Origin of the sequence: Silvimonas amylolytica, from assembly GCF_014645555.1 — a bacterium.
Lineage (GTDB): Bacteria > Pseudomonadota > Gammaproteobacteria > Burkholderiales > Chitinibacteraceae > Silvimonas > Silvimonas amylolytica.
Genome location: NZ_BMLY01000001.1, coordinates 1198187 through 1211144, shown reverse-complemented (window position 1 = coordinate 1211144; position 12958 = coordinate 1198187). Strand labels below are relative to the sequence as shown.

At 58.7% G+C, this 12958-nt stretch carries 15 protein-coding genes; 5 read left to right on the top strand and 10 right to left on the bottom strand.

Translation table 11 applies throughout. The features are described from left to right. Nucleotides 1–34: 34 nt before the first annotated feature. Nucleotides 35–1468, top strand: coding sequence for a MocR-like pyridoxine biosynthesis transcription factor PdxR (gene pdxR / locus IEX44_RS05290; RefSeq protein WP_188689831.1), 1434 nt, complete (start codon nucleotides 35–37; stop codon nucleotides 1466–1468). 43 nt (nucleotides 1469–1511) lie between these two features. Here the strand turns inward: pdxR and IEX44_RS05285 are convergent, their stop codons facing one another. The 6 genes from IEX44_RS05285 to IEX44_RS05260 form a co-directional block, all read right to left on the bottom strand. Beyond that, on the bottom strand, nucleotides 1512–2411 hold the full coding sequence (locus IEX44_RS05285; protein ID WP_188689828.1) for a metal ABC transporter substrate-binding protein: 900 nt from the start codon (nucleotides 2409–2411) through the stop codon (nucleotides 1512–1514). Nucleotides 2412–2427: 16 nt separating this feature from the next. Continuing rightward, entirely contained in the window at nucleotides 2428–3297 is an 870-nt protein-coding gene (locus IEX44_RS05280) for a metal ABC transporter permease (protein ID WP_188689825.1), read from the bottom strand. After that, nucleotides 3294–4010 (bottom strand): metal ABC transporter ATP-binding protein, encoded by a 717-nt coding sequence (locus IEX44_RS05275; protein WP_188689822.1) that lies wholly within the window; start codon nucleotides 4008–4010, stop codon nucleotides 3294–3296. The genes IEX44_RS05280 and IEX44_RS05275 overlap by 4 nt, the downstream gene beginning before the upstream one ends. After that, a complete protein-coding gene (locus IEX44_RS05270; RefSeq protein ID WP_188689820.1) occupies nucleotides 4011–4181 on the bottom strand; it encodes a hypothetical protein in 171 nt (56 codons plus the stop codon). Between the two features lie 150 nt (nucleotides 4182–4331). Then, nucleotides 4332–5027, bottom strand: a complete 696-nt coding sequence (locus tag IEX44_RS05265; protein WP_188689816.1) for a helix-turn-helix transcriptional regulator — start codon at nucleotides 5025–5027, stop codon at nucleotides 4332–4334. 12 nt (nucleotides 5028–5039) lie between these two features. Then, complete coding sequence (locus IEX44_RS05260) at nucleotides 5040–5423, bottom strand: VOC family protein (RefSeq protein ID WP_188689813.1); 384 nt, start codon at nucleotides 5421–5423, stop codon at nucleotides 5040–5042. A gap of 140 nt (nucleotides 5424–5563) precedes the next feature. Between IEX44_RS05260 and IEX44_RS21300 the strand changes: the two genes are divergently transcribed. Next, nucleotides 5564–5938 (top strand): SDR family oxidoreductase, encoded by a 375-nt coding sequence (locus tag IEX44_RS21300; protein WP_188690454.1) that lies wholly within the window; start codon nucleotides 5564–5566, stop codon nucleotides 5936–5938. On the opposite strand, the gene IEX44_RS05250 is transcribed toward IEX44_RS21300, so the two are convergent. Continuing rightward, nucleotides 5819–6472 carry a TetR/AcrR family transcriptional regulator gene (locus IEX44_RS05250; protein WP_188689810.1) on the bottom strand — a complete coding sequence of 218 codons (654 nt, stop codon included), beginning with the start codon at nucleotides 6470–6472 and terminating at the stop codon, nucleotides 5819–5821. The two genes, IEX44_RS21300 and IEX44_RS05250, sit on opposite strands and share 120 nt — an antisense overlap. A gap of 84 nt (nucleotides 6473–6556) precedes the next feature. Here IEX44_RS05250 and IEX44_RS05245 point away from each other — a divergent pair, with 84 nt between their 5' ends. Beyond that, complete coding sequence (locus IEX44_RS05245) at nucleotides 6557–7438, top strand: aldo/keto reductase family oxidoreductase (protein WP_188689808.1); 882 nt, start codon at nucleotides 6557–6559, stop codon at nucleotides 7436–7438. A gap of 80 nt (nucleotides 7439–7518) precedes the next feature. Here the strand turns inward: IEX44_RS05245 and IEX44_RS05240 are convergent, their stop codons facing one another. Further along, the gene (locus IEX44_RS05240; RefSeq protein ID WP_188689805.1) at nucleotides 7519–8130 is read right to left on the bottom strand and encodes a putative pterin-binding protein; all 612 of its coding nucleotides are present in this window, start codon (nucleotides 8128–8130) and stop codon (nucleotides 7519–7521) included. A gap of 249 nt (nucleotides 8131–8379) precedes the next feature. On the opposite strand from IEX44_RS05240, the gene IEX44_RS05235 reads away from it, so the two are divergent. Continuing rightward, entirely contained in the window at nucleotides 8380–9765 is a 1386-nt protein-coding gene (locus IEX44_RS05235; protein WP_188689803.1) for a NarK family nitrate/nitrite MFS transporter, read from the top strand. A 65-nt stretch (nucleotides 9766–9830) separates the two neighbouring features. On the opposite strand, the gene IEX44_RS05230 is transcribed toward IEX44_RS05235, so the two are convergent. Next, nucleotides 9831–10025 carry a hypothetical protein gene (locus tag IEX44_RS05230; RefSeq protein ID WP_188689801.1) on the bottom strand — a complete coding sequence of 65 codons (195 nt, stop codon included), beginning with the start codon at nucleotides 10023–10025 and terminating at the stop codon, nucleotides 9831–9833. Between the two features lie 257 nt (nucleotides 10026–10282). Here IEX44_RS05230 and IEX44_RS05225 point away from each other — a divergent pair, with 257 nt between their 5' ends. Next, entirely contained in the window at nucleotides 10283–11149 is an 867-nt protein-coding gene (locus IEX44_RS05225; RefSeq protein WP_188689798.1) for a hypothetical protein, read from the top strand. Here the strand turns inward: IEX44_RS05225 and IEX44_RS05220 are convergent. Then, nucleotides 11144–12814, bottom strand: coding sequence for a phospholipase D family protein (locus IEX44_RS05220; protein WP_188689795.1), 1671 nt, complete (start codon nucleotides 12812–12814; stop codon nucleotides 11144–11146). The genes IEX44_RS05225 and IEX44_RS05220 overlap by 6 nt on opposite strands. Nucleotides 12815–12958: the final 144 nt, after the last annotated feature.

The window sequence follows — 12958 nt, the reverse complement described above, 5'->3', positions numbered from 1 at the left end:
ATATGATGCCATTAACTCTAAATGGATAAGGCCAATGCCACTGCTTGCACAAGACGCCGCTGGCGTGTCGTTACAAGAGCAGGTTTGCCGCCAGGTGCGCGCGCAGATCCTGCAGGGCAATCTGGGTGTCGGTCAGCGTTTGCCCGCATCGCGCGCGTTGGCGATGGAGCTGGGTGTGGCGCGGGTGACGGTCGAAGCGGCCTACGCAAGGCTGGAAGCTGAAGGCTATGTCAACCGCAAAGTGGGCGCCGGAACCTTTGTGGCCATTGACGTGCTGGCGCGCTTTCCGGCCCGGCCCACCGGCGGTACTGCGATTGCCGGGCCGTCGCAACGGGGTTTATCCATGCAGCGCACCACGCTCAAAGCCGAAGGCAACGCAGGTCTGCGTGCGTGTATTCCGGACATGCGCGCGTTTCCACACGAAATCTGGAATGCTTTGCAGGCACGCATCTTGCGGCAAGCGGGTCACAACGCGCTGATGGAATACGGCGATCCGCAGGGCCATTTGCCGTTGCGTCAGGCCATTGCCGCGTATCTGGCGCAATCACGCGGTGTGCGTTGCCATGCCGGGCAGGTGATGATTCTGGCCAGCTCGCAACAGGCATTGCAATTGCTCGCACTCACGTTGCTGGATGCCGGAGATACTGCGTGGGTAGAAGATCCGGGGTACCACGGCGCACGCGCTGCGTTACAAGCGGCCGGAGCGGTATTGCAAGCGGTGCCACTGGATGAAGAAGGGCTGGCCTGGCAAGGCAATGTAAAGTTGCCCTCACCACGCATGATCTACGTGACACCGTCGCATCAGTATCCATTGGGCATGCGCATGTCGCTGGCGCGGCGGATGGCTTTGCTGGAACTGGCCCGTCAGCACAAAGCCTGGATTATCGAAGACGATTACGACGGCGAATACCAGTACGATCACAAGCCACTGCCTGCCTTGCAGGGGCTGGATGACGCCGGTTGCGTCCTGTATGTCGGCACCTTCAGCAAGGTGCTGTTTCCGGGCTTGCGGTTGGCCTACGTAGTGGCGCCTGAGTCTTTGATACCTGCGTTGAGCAGTGCCCGCCGGGCGTGCGACGGGCACAGTAGTTACCTGCAGCAAGCGGTGACAGCAGACTTCATTAGCCAGGGGCATTTTGGCGCTCATTTGCGGCGCATGCGGCTGCTGTATCGTAGCCGGCGGGATTGCTTGCTGGAGGCGTTCTCGCCCCTGGCCGATCAGTTGCAACTGGTCGGATTTGAAAGTGGCTTGCAGTGTGCAGGACTGTTGCCGGCCGGACATGAGGCGCTACTGACACCAGCGGCGCGGGCTGCGGGTACACAGTTACGGGATTTGCGCAGTGCCCATCTGGGCCCTCAGCAGGTTGAGGGCTGGATGCTGGGTTTTGCCGGGCTCAATCATGACGAGATCAAGCGTGAGGCGATCAGGCTGATTGGGACGGTTCGAAAAACACTCGTCAAAGCGTAAGGTGGATTCAGCACGCAGCCACAATCCACCCTGCGGCGCGGCGTTACTTGTTGAGCTTCATTCCCGCTACCAGTGCGGTCACATTGTGGCGGTACATCTTCAGATAAGTATCTGCACTGCCGTCTTTGGACAATGCATCTGAGTACAGCCTTGCCGTGGCCGTGTTGCCGGTTTCTGCGGCAATTTGCTGCACCATTCTCGGGTTGCTGATGTTTTCCATGAACACAGCACGGATGCCGCTGGCACGAATCTGCCGGACCAGATCACCCACTTCTTTGGCGCTGGGCTCTGCGTCAGTCGACACCCCTTGCGGGGCCAGAATCTTCAGGCCAAAACGGTGACCCAGATAGCCAAAAGCATCATGTGAGGTCAGGATCACGCGCTTGGTCGCAGGGATGCTGTTGAACTGGGTGGTGGCCCAGACGGAGAGGTCATCCAGTTGTTTCTGGTAGGCGTCTGCGCGCTGACGGTAGTAGGTGCTACCGGCTGGATCAGCGCTGACCAGCGCCCTGGTAATGACCTCGATCATGCCTTTGACGCGCGCCGGGTCTTGCCAGGTATGCGGGTCAGTGACGCGTTTGCCATCTTCCGTCATGGTCAGCGCATCACCCCCTTGATTGACGGTGATGACTTGGCCCTTGTAACCGGCAGCTTGCTGTAATCGCGTCAGCCAGCCCTCCAGCCCAAGGCCATTCACAAAAAACAGCTTGGTGCGTGAGACATCGGCGATGGCTGCAGGTGTAGGCTGAAAGACGTGCGCGTCTTCATCCGGGCCGACGAGCTGCACTGTGTTGATCCGCTCGCCACCAATCTGGCGTACCAGATCGCCCAGGACTGAGAAACTCACCGCCACTGGCATGCGGTCTGCTGCACTGGCCAAGCCTGACAAGGTGATCAGGCTGATCAGTGCCAGCGAACGGATCAGGCGGGCAAAGCGCGTCATGGGTTTTCCTTGAAGCTTAGTGTTGCAGATGGGTCTTGCTGGCGCGGCGTCCCAGCCAGCCATGCGGAGCCAGCCACAGCGACAGCAGGTAGAGCACGCCCGCCACCAGCACAATCGCCGGGCCGGAAGGCAGGTTGAGGTGGTACGACAGCAGCAGCCCGACCACGCTGGCCGCCACACCCGATAGCCATGCCGCCAGCAGCAAACCGGCCAGGGTATCGGCCCACAGACGGGCGATGGTGGCGGGCAGCATCATCATGCCCACGGCCATCAGTGTGCCCATCGCCTGGAAGCCAGCCACCAGGTTGAACACGGTCAGCACCATCAGACCCAGGTGATAACGGCTACCTCGACCGCCATTCACGGCCAGATAGCCTGGATCCACACACTCCAGAATCACGCCCCGATAATTGATCGCCAGCCACAGCAAAGTAAGCGTAGTGATGGATGCCAGCAGCAGCAGCGCCGGGTCATCAATGGCCAGCACAGAACCGAACAGCAAGTGAATCAGATCGACATTGCTGCCCCAGCGCGAGACCAGCACCACGCCGACCGCGAGCGAGACCAGATAGAAACCGGCAAAACTGGCGTCTTCATTCAAGCTGGTAAAGCGGCTGGCCAGACCTGCCAGCAGCGCGACCAGCAAGCCAGCGGCAATACCACCACCCGCCAACCAGGGCAGGGCAAAGCCACCAAAGATAAAGCCAACCGCAGCACCCGGCAGCACGGCGTGAGAGAGCGCATCGCCCATCAGGCTCATGCGGCGCAAGACCAGCATGACGCCCATCGGCGCGCAGCCAGTCGCCAGCGCCACACAACCGGCCAGCGCGCGGCGCATGAAGGCAAAGTCCGTGACGGGCGCAATCAGAAGTTCATTGAGGGTCATGGACGGGCACACCAGGGGGCATCGTTTTGCCAGTATTCAGTCATTTGCTGCGCGCGATCCAGGTTGGCCGGGTCCAGCGTCGCCGCAGTCGGGCCCCAGGCAATGACCTCATGCGCCAGCAACAGGGTTTCGGGGAAATGCGAATGGGCGATGCTCATGTCGTGCACTACCACGGCCACGGTGCGGGCTTCATCACGCCAGTGTTCCAGGATATGCAGCAGGGTCTCGCGCGTGCGGGTATCGATATTGTTGAACGGCTCATCCAGCAAGATGATGGGTGTGTCCTGCACCAGCAAACGTGCAAAGCGCGCGCGTTGCAACTGGCCGCCAGAAAGCGTGCTGATCGGGCGCTCGCCAAAACCGCCCAGGCCAACCCGATCCAGTGCCGCCTGAGTGCGCGTGGCTTCATCACCGGCCAGACTGGAGAACCCGCCCTTGCGCTTCCACGCGCCAGACAGAACCAGCTCGTTTACGGTCAGCGGGAATTGCCGGTCCAGTTCGGCCAGTTGTGGCAGATAGGCCATTGCACCATCGGCAACGATCTTGCCGGTAGTCAGCGGTTGCAGGCCAGTAATGGCCTTTAACAGCGTGGTCTTGCCTGCACCGTTGGGGCCCACCACGGCGGTGAGCCCACCGGCTGTGAACGTGCCACTGACGTGATGCACAGCCGGGTGTTTGCGGTAGCAAACGGTGATGTCATCTAGCCGGATCATTTACATGGCCCACCAGGTCATCAGCCACACCAATGCCAGCGGCACCAGCGCAATCAGCAAGCGTTGTCCGGCGCTGGAGGCAAACAGGCGGGCCGGCAAACCAGGCTTTTTGGGCGCGGCGGAGTGGTGCGCATGCGTGTGGGCATGATCGTGAGCGTGTTGGTGGGACATCGAACCGGAGTGATGTAATTGCAATAATGTTGCAATTATGCGGGATGGGGGCGCTGGCGGGCAAGGGGAGCCGCGCGGGCGGCGTGATGATCGACAAAATACTGGCAAGTGATCGCGACCGGCAGACTGGCCTCCGGCACACCTGGCATCTCAGTCGTCCATATCCGCTGGCACGCCCACCGACTTGAAATACGCATCCAGGTCCCGGTCTCGTTGCGGCGTAAAATCGCGCCCGGCTGATTGCAAGGCGGTGATCCGGTCCAGCCGGAACGTGCGAAAGTCCACCCGCTTTTCACACCAGGCCACCAGTGTCCACTTGGCACCCCAGAAAAACAGCCCGAGCGGCCAGATGTGGCGTTGCTCGCTCTCGGTGCTGTCGATGCGGCAATAGTCCATTTGCAGTACCTGGGTGCTGCCGATGGCCGCATGGATCAGATCAAAAAACTCCCCGGAGAAAGGCTTGGTCCACCCTGGTGAATACAAAGACACCCGACCAAAGCGCCGACGCAAATCCAGCGGCAATGCGCCGTTGATTTTGGCCTGGGCGCGGATGGCGGCGCGTTCCAACCGGTTGCCACCCCAGGAGCGCACCATGCGCAAGCCAATGGTCACGGCTTCGATTTCTTCCTGATCAAACATCAACGGCGGCATGTCGTACGTTTTGTGTAGCACGTAACCCATGCCGGCCTCGCCATCAATGGGCACGCCAGAAGCCATCAAGTCCTGGATGTCGCGGTAGATGGTACGGTCAGAGACCTCCAGCTTTTCGGCCAGCCAGCGGGCAGTGGTCAGCCGCCGGCCGCGCAGAAACTGCACAATCTGGAAGAGTCTGTCTGCGCGGCGCATGAGTTGTCCTGTTTAGCCTGCGTGAGAAAACAAACCGACCCGATTTCCTTCAGAGTCGATCATGCCGGCGATGTAGCCAATGCAATCGCCCAGAAAAACCACCGGGAAATCCATCTTGCCGCCGGCTTGTTCTACCCGGCCTAGCACGCTATCGAGTTTTTCCGTGCCCACATTCAGATAAGCCCGAGTACCGCTGCCACCCGGTTGCATGTGGGCCGCTTTGAACAGTGCACCACCAGGCTGATCTTCAGCGTGCGGGAAGATGGCTTGATCAGAATCGCCAAACGCCTCGCGCCGTAGTTGGGTGTTAAAAACGGTTTCGTAAAAACGCACGGCACGCTCCATGTCAGCCACTGCAATTTCAGTCCAGCAAAACGGATTTTGAATGGTGTTCATGATCGAGTCTCCTGAGTGCTTTGGTATGACGCCGGAATGGCGTTGAGATGCAATTTACTCAGGGGCTACTGACACCATTCTGTCAGTAGTGAATGAAGGATGGAAAAAAGTCAGATCAGTGACATTGTTTTTTCAGAGAAATCAGGCTTTTTAACGGGATTTCGCCTGGCGCCATCAGAACGCCGATCAACAAGGATGCCTGGTCGACCCCGGAGGCGCTGGCGCGTCTGCTTGCGCTGATTCCGTGTGGCCGGATTGGTGAAGTAGAAGATATTGGGAAAGCGGCGTTCTGGCTGGCTTCTGATGACTGTGATGACGTTGTGGGGACGTCGCTCGTCGTGAATGGCGGTGTTTTGCTTTATCCCGAATTTGCCGACAACGGCCAACGGAGACGGCTAAGACGCCTTGGCGCGGTTTGCCGGATTGGCTTCGCGCTCCAGGTAGCCAAGGCAAACCGATTCCAGTTGTGCCGGCAACATACGCAGCATGTCTGCAGAGGGGGGGCCCTCCAATAACACCTGTATCGGCCCGATCAACACCCCGGCAAACATGAACGTGACGGTGGCAATGTCATCAAACTGCGCGTCAGATGCGGTCTTGAGCATGGCCTCCAGGGCGGCCCGGTTGCGTTGCTTGATGCCAAGCACGTAGTCGCGGGAATCCAGCTCGGCCGCTACGGCGTACAGTGCGCGGGATTCTTCCAGGTTCTCCGTTTTGATCTGCACAAACGCGGTCACGATGGTCTTGACCATCTGTGCCAGCGTTGCACCGTGCATGGCGTGCGCAGCATCTTCGACCGTTTGGGCGACCCGTTCCAGATGCCGTTGCAGCACGGCAAACAGCAGCGCCTGCTTTTGCGGAAAATACTGATAGAGCGTGCCTACCGAGACACCCGCGCGCTCGGCAACGCGAATTGTGGTGAGCCGTGGCAGTCCTTCGGCCAGCAGAACCTGAATAGTTGCTTCAAAAATGGCATCGACCGTGGCTTGCGACCGTGCCTGTCGTGGCTGTTTGCGGGCATCCAGGGCGTATATGGGTTCGGTGCGCATATGCGAATACAAATTCTGAAGGATTATTCGTATTCTAGACACATATCGACGTACCTGAAAACAATCAACGCCAAGGAGACATTCATGACCAATGCAAAACGTGCCGGTACCTTCCAGTTAGGCAGTCGTTCTGTGACCCGCATGGGTTATGGTGCCATGCAGCTGGCAGGCCCGCAGGTGTTCGGTCCGCCCAAGGATCGTGCCGCTGCCCTGGCTGTGCTGCGAACGGCGATCGAAAGCGGTATCAACCATATTGATACCAGCGATTTTTACGGCCCGCATGTCACCAACCAGATCATCCGCGAGGCCCTGCACCCCTACGCCGACGATTTGACTATCGTCACCAAAGTGGGTGCCAGACGAGGCAGCGATGGTTCATGGAACGTCGCCAATTCGCCTGCAGAACTGGAGTCTGCCGTACACGATAACTTGCGCAATCTGGGCCTGGAGGTACTGGATGTCGTCAATCTGCGCATGATGTTCAGTGTTCATGGTCCCGCCGAAGGTGATCTGGAGCCGCAACTGACGGCGCTGGCTCAATTGCAGGCCAAGGGGCTGATCCGGCACATTGGTCTTTCCAGCGTTACTCCGACGCAGGTGGCACAAGGGCGCTCGATTGCCGAGATCGTTTGCGTGCAGAACATGTACAACCTGGCGCATCGCAATGACGATGCCATGATCGACGGCCTCGCTGCAGATGGCATCGCCTATGTGCCGTTCTTCCCGCTAGGGGGCTTTTCGCCATTGCAAGCCGATGCACTGAGTGAAGCGGCTGCGCAATGCAATGCCACGCCCATGCAGGTGGCGCAGGCCTGGCTGCTGCAACGTTCACCCAATATCTTGCTGATTCCCGGAACGTCGTCGGTCGGGCATCTGCAACAGAATATTGAAAGCGCGGCGCTCCAGTTGCCGGCTGAGATCCTGGCTTCGCTGGATGGGATTGGCGCGGGCAGCATGCCTGCCTGAACGCATTGAATGGGTGATTGATCAAAACAAAACCCGGCGTGCTGCCGGGTTTTGTTTTGCTCTTGGGCGAACTGACAGGCTCAACCCGTCAGAACCTCAATGTGATACAGCCCCCACGGGCAAGACGCATAGCGGTCAGGCAGGGCTTTGGCAGTCATTTCCGGGAAGCTGTCGGGCGCATACACCGCCCAAAGTGGGCCCAGGCCGCCCAAAGGGATGGGTTTACCGTCAATGTGCGTTGCAACGATATAGCGGTATTTACGGATATCCCCTAACGAAACGCCGGTTGCGTAGCCATCAATTGCACGCAACAGTACTTTGGTGCCATCGCGCGTGGGTGCGCCGGCCGTGGCCAACAGTTGGGCCAGGTAGGGGCCCTTGAGCACATGCGGTTTACCGTCGTATTCCAGCGTGGCGCTGACTTCTACTGCAGGCATTTTCAACAGATCGGCAAAGGTCAGGGTCCAGGCCGAATTGAAATGGACGTTCTGTTTTTTCAGCAACTGATCAAACATTGGATCAAGCGGACCGCGATTGCTGCGGGTGATTGCACCAGAGACAGTCAGCAATGCCGGGCCAGGGGCAGCAGGTTCGGGTGCAGGAGCAGGTTTTTCCTTTTTACGGGCCAGAGCCGGGGTGGTTACACCCGCCACCAGCGCTGCGCCAGCAGCCAGAAACGCTCTTTTGTCCATATTGCCCCTGTACCCCTTGTATGTGTTGCAAGGCCGCAGCCGGCCGGGCCGGTGCGCCAAACCCGTTATTAAACCATGTTCTGGCGCATGATCCGGACTTTTTGCCGCGGGCGAACTAGTCCATTTGGTCTAGTACCCATGGTTCTTATGCAGTGTTCATAGCGTGCTTGTGGCCAGTTATCCCTCAGGCTTGCGAGTCGTACCCTTGGCGGTGTCTATCCAATATTCCATCGTCACGGGCCAGTCATCATGTCAACGTCTGCTGTCATATCCCGCTGGGAGCCTGAAAATCAGGCTTTCTGGCAACAATCGGGCGAACAGATTGCCAAGCGCAATTTGTGGATTTCCATCCCCTGTCTGCTGCTTGCATTCTCGGTCTCCATCATGTGGAGCATCGTGGTGCTGAAAATGCCGCTAATTGGCTTTCAGTACACCAAAGATCAGCTGTTCTTGCTGACTGCGCTGCCCATGTTGTCCGGCGCCACGCTACGCATTTTCTACAGTTTCATGCCGTCAATCCTGGGCGGTCGCAAGTGGACGACCATCTCAACGGCGTCTTTGCTGATCCCGGCGATCTGGCTGGGCATGGCAGTGCAAGACCCGACCACGCCGTTTTCGGTGATGCTCGTCATTGCGCTGCTCACCGGGCTGGGTAGCGGTAACTTCGCCAGTTCCATGGCCAATATTGCGTACTTCTTCCCCAAGAGCCAAAAAGGCTACGCCAACGGGATGAATGCCGGGCTGGGCAATCTGGGCGTGTCGGTGGCGCAATTCGTAATGCCACTGGTGATCACGGGTGGCATGTTTGCCGCGTTTGGTGGCGATGCGCAGACCTATACCAAGGATGGCATCGAGCATCAGTTGTGGCTGCAAAATGCCGCGTTTATCTGGGTGCCGTTCATTATTGCTTCCAGCGTTGCCGCCTGGTTCGGCATGAACGACCTCTCTAGCGCCAAGGCTTCGTTCTCGGAGCAGGCCGTGATTTTTCGTCGTACAGATAACTGGCTGATGTGCTGGCTGTACCTGGGTACCTTCGGTAGCTTTATTGGTTTCTCTTCCGGCTTTGCACTGCTGGCCAAGACCCAGTTCCCGAGCATTGATGTGACGAGCTTCGTGTTTATTGGCCCATTGATTGGTGCACTGGTGCGTCCCATGGGCGGCTGGGTGTCCGACAAGATTGGTGGTGCACGCGTGACCGCCGGTATCTTCGCCGGCATGATCGTGGCGGTGATCGCCGTGTTGTCTTTCCTGCCGACACAAGGCCAGGGTGGCAACTTCTGGGGTTTCTTTATCTCCTTCCAGTTCCTGTTTGTGCTGGCCGGCATCGGTAACGGTTCGACCTACCGCATGATCCCGACGATTTTCCTGACCACTGCGCAGCGCGAAGCAAAGCAAAAAGGTCTGCCTGTCGCCCAGGCTGAACACAATGGCACGCGTGAATCTGCCGCGGCTGGCGGGTTTATCAGTGCAATTGGTGCATACGGTGGCTTCCTGATTCCGCAGCTGTTCGGGTTCTCCATGAAAACCACGGGTGCGGCAGAAACGGCCCTGTATGTGCTGTTGGTGTTCTATGTCAGTTGTTTGTTGCTGACGCTGTGGCGCTATGCCCGCAAGTCTGCTGCCATGCCGTGCTGATCTCTGGCTCTGCCGGACAACAAAAAAGCGCCGAAAGGGCGCTTTTTTGTTGTCCAGGACAGGCATTACTGATGCTGTAGCGCCACTTCCTCGCCAGCTTTGGTGATCTGGAAGCCGTAAATCGGCTTGGCCTCGATCAGTGGTGGTTCCACATCCAGCAAGTTGCGCACCTGCTGGAAATCCAGATTGATGGATTTGCCGGCAGCGGCCTCGCGCAAGATTTCGAAGTCCGTATTGGTCAGATCGGCCAGCGTCGTCATGGTGTTCTCCCTTGCAGTTTGAATGGCCAGTCGGGGTGTCTTCACGTCATCCCCGAAACCGGCTCAGGCGATGCCATTTAACCGCATCAGGCGTGGCAGCAATGCCAAGGCCATTCTCATTTGCTTGTCGGACAAACGCCGACGGTCATTTGGGGTAGGCCGTATTCTGCCTTGTGATCTGTCATGGCATGATCAAATCACACAAAATGGCGTAGATTCAAAGGCCTGCAGATGGTTGCAGAAAAGGAGGGGTCAAAATGCGCAAGCATTATCAACGTGCCAGCAAGGCCTGGTTGCTGGCGATCTTGCTGTTGCTGGCCGCTGTAGCCGCGGCGCAGACACCCGCTGAAGCGCTGTTGGGGCATTACCAAAGCCTGACATCGCAACTGGAACACAATCAGTTTGGTCAACCACTGGTACTGGCCTCTACCCAGACTGACAAAGAACTCAAGGGCGAGATCTACGCTGTGGTCGACCACCCGTTCTCCGAATTCAAAGCGGGGGTGAGCGATCCGGGTAACTGGTGTGACATTCTGATCCTGCATTTGAATATCAAATACTGCCACCAGGGCACCAAAGCGGATCAACTGGTCGTTTTTATCGGCCGCAAGTTTGATCAACCGCTGTCAGATGCGCATGAACTGGATTTCGCCTGGCATACGCTGGCAGGAGACGACGGGTATTCGCATGTCTCTCTTGTGGCGGCCAACGGGCCGCTGGGTACGCATGACTATCGCATTAATCTCGAATCTGCGCCGCTGGATGCAGGCCACACCTTTGTGCACTTGTCTTATGCCTATGGCTATGGGCTGACGGCCAAGCTGGCGCTGCAGACGTATCTGAATACGCTGGGTAGCGACAAGGTCGGTTTTACCACGGTCGATGGCGTGCCTGTTGGCGGCATCCGCGGGCTGGTCGAGCGCAACACCATCCGTTATTACTTTGCGATTGAATCCTGGTTGTCAGCGCCGCAGCCAGAAGGGCGCATGCGCAACTGGTTTACCGCCACAGAGCGCTACCCGCGGCAGTTGCATGAAATGGAAGCGGACGAATACATAACCATGAAACGCAACGAGTATCGCCGACAGCAAAAGCCACTTGATACGCACGCTGCGGCCTCATAGTTCGTCATCAGCCGGAAACAGCCCGACCACGCCACTGAGCATGCGCCGCCACATGCCGGCATCCGGCTCGCTGGTCCAGGTTTCATCCTTGCCGTCCTCTTGTCCGATCCAGCGTAGCTGTCGGCTTTGCGGGGTATCGTCCGGGCGCCGCGGCGGGGCCAGTTCCAGCTTGTAGCTATATTTGGGTGTGGCTGCGGCGTCGTACAGATGGGCCACTTGCCCGGCCAGTTCCGGGCTCTTGATCAGTACGGCCTGTTCGGTGTTGAGATTGACCGAGCGCGGGTCCAGGTTGAACGAGCCGATCATGAGAATCTGGCGATCCACCACATACGCCTTGGTGTGCAAACTGGCGCGGGAAGAACCGGTGGACAGCGCTGCACCGTGCACCCCGGCGACGGGCCGGAATTCGTGGACTTCTACGCCGCTGGCAATCAGTGCCTTGCGGTATTTGCGCCAGGCTGAATGCACTGCGGCGACGTCAGTCGAGGCCAGCGAATTGGTCAGCACTTTCACGGCGACCCCGCGTTGTTCCATCTGCCCCAGAAACTGCGTGCCCCCGTCTCTGGGCACGAAATACGCCGACATGATGATGAACTCGTGCTGCGCACGTTGCGCGGCGAGGAACAAACCCTTGCCTGGTTTGCTGTCAGCAGGGGCACTGGCGGTGTCGGCCTCCACTTTGTCAGGGTTATCTGCAGCCAGCCAGGATTGGGCCCAGACCAGGCTGTGGGTGGCTTTGGCCAGCAAGTCATCGGCGCTGGCGGCATCCGGGATCCGCATTGGCGCCGGTTCTTTATTGTCTTCTGGCGGCGGTGGGGCGCTGGTGCCTGCTTGCCAGCTGGCGATGGCTTGCGGCGTTGGCGGACGTGATTCCAGCGCCTGCAACGGGTAGCTTTCCTTGCTGTTCCAGTAGTGGTCAAAGCTGGTTTCCAGTTTGCCAGGCAGTTGGCCAGCGGCCAGCACATCCAGGTCACGGAAATTCATGTCGGGCCGCGCATCAAAATACTGATCGGCCAGGTTGCGCCCACCCACAATCGCCAGTACGCCATCGGCAATCAGGGATTTGTTGTGCATACGCCGCTCCAGATGATCGTAATCTGCAAACAGCGCACCGGCGCGGGCAAACATGGACCGCCCGCCGGTGGTGAGCGGGTTGAATACGCGCACTTCAAAATTGGGTTGCACCGCCATGATGGCGAGCATGCCATCCGGATTGCCCAGGTTGAGGTCATCCAGCAGCAAACGTACGCGTACACCGCGGCGGGCAGCGGCCGTCAGGGCGCGAAGGAGCACCGTGCCGGTATGGTCTTGCAATGCCGTGTAGTACTGCAGATCCAGCGAGGTACGTGCTTGCTGGATCAATGCCAGACGTGCCTCGAACGCCTCCTGGCCATGTACCAGTAGATAAAAACCGGACTGATCGGCGTGAGTGACGCTCGCGGCGTTGACGCTCTGGCCCAGTGGGCCGCCGGTATCGGCCGCCAGCGCGTGGCTGGCCGGGCGTTCAAAGTCTGCAAGCGGTGCGCGGGTGGCGCAGCCACTCAGGACAAACAACAGCAGCAACGTGCACAAACGCCAGTGACGCGTGAGCAGGGTCATGAACGAGCCCGTGAGGAAGGTGAGCAGCCTCGTGGCTGCGTGCTCTGAACCATAGCCGGTTTGCATGAAACCTGCTGTCAGCACCTTGCGTGGTGCCGTGTCCGCGCTTTCTGCCAACTAGCCAAAAGAACTAGACGCATTAGCTCTTCTTGCCGTCATTAACCCCACTACTGACGAATATCGGCAAAACACCCCAAAGCCTAGCATTGG

Excerpts from the sequence above, each read along its gene's own strand:
- IEX44_RS05285 (WP_188689828.1), bottom strand. The coding sequence starts at position 2,411 with ATGACGCGCTTTGCCCGCCTGATCCGTTCGCTGGCACTGATCAGCCTG.
- IEX44_RS05275 (WP_188689822.1), bottom strand. The coding sequence starts at position 4,010 with ATGATCCGGCTAGATGACATCACCGTTTGCTACCGCAAACACCCGGCT.
- IEX44_RS05245 (WP_188689808.1), top strand. The coding sequence starts at position 6,557 with ATGACCAATGCAAAACGTGCCGGTACCTTCCAGTTAGGCAGTCGTTCT.
- IEX44_RS05240 (WP_188689805.1), bottom strand. The coding sequence starts at position 8,130 with ATGGACAAAAGAGCGTTTCTGGCTGCTGGCGCAGCGCTGGTGGCGGGT.
- IEX44_RS05220 (WP_188689795.1), bottom strand. The coding sequence starts at position 12,814 with ATGCAAACCGGCTATGGTTCAGAGCACGCAGCCACGAGGCTGCTCACC.
- IEX44_RS05230 (WP_188689801.1), bottom strand. The coding sequence starts at position 10,025 with ATGACGACGCTGGCCGATCTGACCAATACGGACTTCGAAATCTTGCGC.
- IEX44_RS05250 (WP_188689810.1), bottom strand. The coding sequence starts at position 6,472 with ATGCGCACCGAACCCATATACGCCCTGGATGCCCGCAAACAGCCACGA.
- IEX44_RS05270 (WP_188689820.1), bottom strand. The coding sequence starts at position 4,181 with ATGTCCCACCAACACGCTCACGATCATGCCCACACGCATGCGCACCAC.
- IEX44_RS05225 (WP_188689798.1), top strand. The coding sequence starts at position 10,283 with ATGCGCAAGCATTATCAACGTGCCAGCAAGGCCTGGTTGCTGGCGATC.
- IEX44_RS05265 (WP_188689816.1), bottom strand. The coding sequence starts at position 5,027 with ATGCGCCGCGCAGACAGACTCTTCCAGATTGTGCAGTTTCTGCGCGGC.
- IEX44_RS05260 (WP_188689813.1), bottom strand. The coding sequence starts at position 5,423 with ATGAACACCATTCAAAATCCGTTTTGCTGGACTGAAATTGCAGTGGCT.
- pdxR (WP_188689831.1), top strand. The coding sequence starts at position 35 with ATGCCACTGCTTGCACAAGACGCCGCTGGCGTGTCGTTACAAGAGCAG.
- IEX44_RS05280 (WP_188689825.1), bottom strand. The coding sequence starts at position 3,297 with ATGACCCTCAATGAACTTCTGATTGCGCCCGTCACGGACTTTGCCTTC.
- IEX44_RS05235 (WP_188689803.1), top strand. The coding sequence starts at position 8,380 with ATGTCAACGTCTGCTGTCATATCCCGCTGGGAGCCTGAAAATCAGGCT.